General features: G+C 41.9%; 3 protein-coding genes. All 3 read right to left on the bottom strand.

Going from position 1 to position 4,630, the window contains the following annotated elements; translation table 11 throughout:
• Positions 1-131: 131 nt before the first annotated feature.
• Positions 132-1,070, bottom strand: a complete 939-nt coding sequence (locus CJU60_RS20480) for an alpha/beta fold hydrolase (RefSeq protein ID WP_095714789.1) — start codon at positions 1,068-1,070, stop codon at positions 132-134.
• Between the two features lie 97 nt (positions 1,071-1,167).
• The gene (gene tuf / locus CJU60_RS20485) at positions 1,168-2,358 is read right to left on the bottom strand and encodes an elongation factor Tu (RefSeq protein ID WP_010332768.1); all 1,191 of its coding nucleotides are present in this window, start codon (positions 2,356-2,358) and stop codon (positions 1,168-1,170) included.
• A 119-nt stretch (positions 2,359-2,477) separates the two neighbouring features.
• Positions 2,478-4,556: an elongation factor G gene (fusA, locus tag CJU60_RS20490; RefSeq protein ID WP_095714790.1), complete on the bottom strand. Its 2,079-nt coding sequence runs from the start codon at positions 4,554-4,556 to the stop codon at positions 2,478-2,480.
• Positions 4,557-4,630 lie beyond the last annotated feature (74 nt).

Consider the following 4,630-nt stretch of genomic DNA (forward strand, 5'->3'; position numbering starts at 1 on the left):
ACACCATTATACAGAAAATAGACGTATGTTGCAAGACTTATTTAGAATATGCATGATTTGCACACTTTTAGTATTATACAGGTGTTTTTCTTATTTATCAAGAAGCGAGTGAATAAGGGAATTTTCTTCTATCATAAGTGGTACACTGCGTGTTTACTCAGAGTATTGGCAAATAATGAAGGCTCCTCGATATGCGGCGTGTGGGCGGAGTTTTTAAAATAATGCCAGCGCTTTTCAGGAGCATCCACAAACAGATAATACTGTTTCGATGTTTCAGCAGGAACGATCAAATCATGTCTCCCCGAAATAAAAAAGCTCGGTACTTTAATAGAAGAAACTGATTTAAATGCATCAAAACGAAATAAATCATCAGTTAAATACATTGCGCTGAAAAGCTGTCCTCTGATGAAACGAGAGATGTTTTTTATTCCATACTCATTTCCAGCAAGCAACTGACACAATACTGTAAGAATGTGCCGGCGATGATGAGTGAATCCTCCCCTGCTCAGTTCAATACAGACTCGAAAGATGAAGTGCTGAATTTTCTTGTTCCAAGGTGGAGGGCCAATTAAGCCTAAGGCTACTGAAAGAAAGCGATTTGTCTTGCGCAGAGAATCATAGGCCGTTTTTTCTTCCATCTGAGTATTAGTGACCTGACTGATTCCATAATAAGCGTGAAAAAGATCCGGCCTCTCTTGCAGAACATGAAGAGCCAGCAGCGAACCCCAAGAATGTCCTGCAAGGTACACTTTTGTTTTTGAGAAATGGCCTAAAAGCCATTCGGTTACTTGAATTGTATCTTTAATGATTTGACTGATTGTCATTGAACTCTGCGGAATCTGTTTAGTATAGGAAAGACCTGAACCCCTTTGATCCCAATTTACAACTGTAAAGTGCTGTTCCAGTTCCTTTTGATAGCTCCTGATAAATCCGATTTGGGATGCTCCGGGTCCACCATGTAAAAAAAGCAGCAATGGGTTCGCTATATCATTTCCATTGATCATGAGCATTTGCTTCGTATTTTCGATCCTCAGTTTTTTCATGAAAGAAATTGATGTGTTTTCACTCATAACCCATAGCTCCTCAAATAAGATAAACCTTATTATACAAGCAAACAAATAAGTACACAAAAAACGAGACCCAAAGGGTCTCGTTTTCAATATACTATTACTCAGTGATTGTAGAAACAACGCCTGAACCAACAGTACGTCCGCCTTCACGAATAGAGAAACGAGTTCCTTCTTCGATAGCGATTGTAGAGATAAGCTCAACGTTCATTTCAGTGTTGTCTCCAGGCATAACCATTTCTACGCCTTCTGGAAGATGGATGATACCAGTTACGTCAGTTGTACGGAAGTAGAACTGAGGACGGTAGTTAGAGAAGAATGGAGTATGACGTCCACCCTCTTCTTTAGAAAGAACGTAAACTTCAGCTTTGAATTTGCTGTGTGGAGTGATTGTACCTGGTTTAGCAAGTACTTGACCACGTTGGATATCTTCACGAGCTACACCGCGAAGAAGGGCTCCAATGTTGTCTCCAGCTTCAGCGTAATCAAGAAGCTTACGGAACATTTCAACACCAGTAACAGTTGTTTTGCTGTTTTCTTCTTGAAGACCGATGATTTCAACTTCGTCACCGACTTTAACTTGTCCACGCTCAACACGTCCAGTAGCAACTGTACCACGACCAGTGATTGAGAATACGTCCTCAACTGGCATCATGAATGGTTTTTCAGTGTCACGTTCTGGAGTTGGGATGTACTCATCAACTGCATCCATAAGTTCGAAGATTTTAGCTTCGTACTCAGCATCTCCTTCAAGAGCTTTAAGAGCAGAACCTTTGATAACTGGTACATCATCACCAGGGAAGTCGTATTCGCTAAGAAGATCGCGAACTTCCATTTCAACTAGTTCAAGAAGCTCTTCGTCGTCTACCATGTCGCATTTGTTTAAGAATACAACGATGTATGGTACACCAACGTTTTTAGAAAGAAGGATGTGCTCACGAGTTTGTGGCATTGGGCCATCAGCAGCAGATACTACTAGGATAGCTCCGTCCATTTGCGCAGCACCAGTGATCATGTTTTTAACATAGTCAGCGTGTCCTGGGCAGTCAACGTGTGCATAGTGACGAGTTTCAGTTTCATACTCAACGTGTGCAGTAGAGATTGTGATACCGCGCTCACGTTCTTCTGGTGCACCATCAATTTGATCGTACGCCATAGCTGTACCTTTACCAGATTTCTTATGAAGTACTGTTGTGATAGCAGCAGTTAAAGTTGTTTTACCATGGTCAACGTGTCCAATTGTACCGATATTGGCATGTGATTTGGAACGGTCGAATTTTTCTTTAGCCATTCTAAAATCCTCCTTAAGAGCTTTTAATTAGTAATGTATAGAGTGATAGGAAGTGAAAGAAAGCTTTCACTTCCTCATCTTACAATAGTAGTTATACTTGAGTTAAGAGGCAAAATCAATTATTCGCCTTTATTTTTTTTGATAATTTCTTCAGCAATGCTCTTCGGCACTTCTTCGTAGTGATCCATGTGCATAGTGAACGTACCGCGACCTTGCGTGTTAGAACGAAGGGCAGTAGCGTAACCGAACATTTCAGCAAGAGGAACCATCGCACGAACAACTTGCGCGTTACCGCGAGCTTCCATACCTTCTACGCGTCCGCGACGAGAAGTAACATCACCCATGATGTCTCCCATGTATTCTTCAGGAATAACCACTTCTACTTTCATGATTGGTTCAAGAAGAACTGGGTTACATTTGCTGACTGCATTTTTCAATGCCATAGAAGCAGCAACTTTAAACGCCATTTCGTTTGAGTCAACATCATGGTAAGAGCCATCAAAAAGTTTTGCTTTAATGTCGATAAGCGGGAATCCAGCTAATACACCATTTTCAAGTGAATCTTCTAGACCTGCTTGAACAGCTGGGATGTATTCACGAGGAACAACCCCACCGACAATCGCATTTTCGAATTCAAAGCCAGCGCCTTCTTCGTTTGGTTCGAATTCAATCCAAACGTGACCGAACTGACCGCGTCCACCAGACTGACGTACGAATTTACCTTCAACTTTTGCACCGGAACGGAATGTTTCACGGTACGCAACTTGAGGAGCACCAACGTTAGCTTCTACTTTGAATTCACGCTTCATACGATCAACAATGATATCAAGGTGAAGCTCACCCATACCAGAGATGATTGTCTGACCAGTTTCCGGGTTTGTTTGAGTACGGAATGTTGGATCCTCTTCAGCAAGTTTTGCTAAAGCGATACCCATTTTATCTTGGTCAGCTTTTGATTTAGGCTCAATTGCAACGTCAATAACTGGTTCTGGGAATTCCATTGATTCAAGGATAACTAGATCCTTTTCATCACATAGAGTATCTCCAGTAGAAGTATCTTTTAGACCTACAGCAGCTGCGATATCTCCTGCATATACAGTAGAGATTTCTTCACGGCTGTTGGCGTGCATTTGAAGGATACGTCCAACACGCTCACGTTTGCCTTTAGTTGAGTTTTTCACGTATGAACCAGAATCAAGTGTTCCAGAGTAGACACGGAAGAACGTCAGCTTACCAACGTAAGGGTCAGTCATAACTTTAAATGCTAATGCAGAGAATGGCTCGTCATCAGAAGAATGACGCTCAATCTCTTCATTTGTATCAGGACGTATACCTTTGATTGCAGCAACGTCTGTTGGTGCAGGAAGGTAGTCAAGAACAGCATCAAGTACTAATTGAACACCTTTGTTTTTGAAGGCAGAACCAACAAGAACTGGGTAGAATTCAACATTTAAAGTACCTTTACGGATACCTGCTTTTAACTCGTCAATAGTGATCTCTTCACCCTCAAGGTATTTGTCCATAAGCTCTTCATCAAGCTCACATACAGCTTCAATGAGGCTGTTGCGAAGCTCTTCAGCTTGCTCTTTGTACTCTTCAGGGATTTCTTTCGCATCAGAACGAGTTCCGAGATCATCTTCGTAGAAATACGCAACGTTTTCTACTAGGTCAATGATACCTTCGAAGTTGTCTTCAGCGCCGATCGGCAATTGAATTGCATGAGCGTTAGCTTGAAGACGATCTCTTAAAGTTCCTACAGAGTAAAGGAAGTCTGCACCGATTTTGTCCATTTTGTTGACGAAAACGATACGCGGTACTCCGTAAGTTGTTGCTTGACGCCAAACAGTTTCTGTTTGAGGCTCAACGCCAGACTGTGCGTCAAGTACAGCAACAGCACCATCAAGTACACGAAGAGAACGTTCAACTTCAACTGTGAAGTCTACGTGTCCTGGAGTATCGATGATGTTTACGCGGTATCCTTTCCACTGTGCAGTTGTCGCAGCGGAAGTGATTGTGATACCACGTTCTTGTTCCTGCTCCATCCAGTCCATTTGTGAAGCTCCTTCATGAGTTTCACCAATTTTGTGGATACGACCAGTATAGAACAAGATACGTTCTGTAGTAGTCGTTTTACCGGCATCAATGTGAGCCATGATCCCGATATTACGAGTTTTGTCTAAGGAGAACTCTCTTGCCATTGGGTAATTTCTCCTTCCTTATTGGGAAATTGTGTTTTTTAGTATATAAATCCTACCAACGATAGTGAGCAAAT

The organism is Bacillus sp. 7705b (genome assembly GCF_002289525.1).
GTDB classification, from domain to species: domain Bacteria; phylum Bacillota; class Bacilli; order Bacillales; family Bacillaceae; genus Bacillus; species Bacillus halotolerans.